This window comes from Pseudomonas sp. P7548 (assembly GCF_013386585.1).
Lineage (GTDB): Bacteria > Pseudomonadota > Gammaproteobacteria > Pseudomonadales > Pseudomonadaceae > Aquipseudomonas.
Window position 1 is genome coordinate 1 of sequence record NZ_JACARO010000188.1, and the last position, 1,067, is coordinate 1,067.

The 1,067-nt window shown below is 63.7% G+C and carries 1 protein-coding gene; it reads left to right on the forward strand.

Annotated features, from left to right (window positions below):
* Positions 1-111: 111 nt before the first annotated feature.
* Positions 112-1,067, forward strand: a 956-nt coding sequence (locus HX803_RS32130) for a gamma-glutamyltransferase family protein (RefSeq protein WP_178926077.1), incomplete at its 3' end; no start/stop codon positions are given.

Sequence of the window (1,067 nt, forward strand, 5' to 3'; positions counted from 1 at the left end):
ACCACGACCTTGCGTGACTACCTGCTCGCCAACAAACACCTGTTCGCTTGACCGCCCGGGCTCCCGGGTGCGGGAGCCGGCTTTTCCAACAATAAGAAAATGGACCCTGCCATGCGCCTTCTTGCCTCAACCACCTTTACCCTGGCCCTCACACTCAACCACGCCCTGGCCGCGCCACTGGAAGGCGGCGCCGTCGCGGCGCCCGACGAATATGGCGCACAGGTCGCCGCCCAAGTGCTCAAGGCCGGAGGCAATGCGGTGGACGCCGCGATTGCCACCGCCTTTACACTGGCCGTCACCTACCCCGAGGCCGGCAACATCGGCGGGGGCGGTTTCATGACCCTCTACATGCACGGCAAGCCCTACTTCCTCGACTACCGGGAAACGGCCCCCAAGGCCGCGACCAAGACCCTGTACCTGGACGCCAACGGCGAAGTCATCGAAAACCTCAGCCTGATCGGCACCCGCGCCGCCGGCGTGCCCGGCACGGTGATGGGCTTGTGGGAAGCCCATCGACGCTTCGGCAAGCTGCCCTGGCGCGAACTCGTAGCGCCGGCTATCGGCTATGCCAGCCAGGGCTTCAAGGTGGCCGGCCAGCAGTTCCAGTACCGTCAGAACGCGATTGCCCTGTTCAACGGCAAAACCAACTTTGGCGACTATTTTGGCGCGATGAAACCAGGGGCCACCTTTCGGCAGCCAGAGCTGGCCAAGACCTTGCAACGCATCGCCGCCAACGGCCCAGATGAATTTTATAAAGGCCAGACCGCCAACCTGCTGGTGGCGCAGATGCAGCGTGACGGTGGCCTGATCACCCATCAAGACCTGGCGGACTACCGCGCCGTGTGGCGCGAGCCCATGCACATCGACTGGCAAGGCAATCGCCTGTACACCGCGCCTTTGCCCAGTTCCGGCGGCATCGCGCGGGCCCAGTTGCTGGGCATGAAGGAGCAGCGCACAGCGGATTTTGCAGGCGTGCCACTCAATTCTGCACGTTACCTGCACCTGCTGGCAGAGATCGAAAAACGCGTGTTTGCCGACCGCGCCGATTACCTCGGCGACCCGGACTT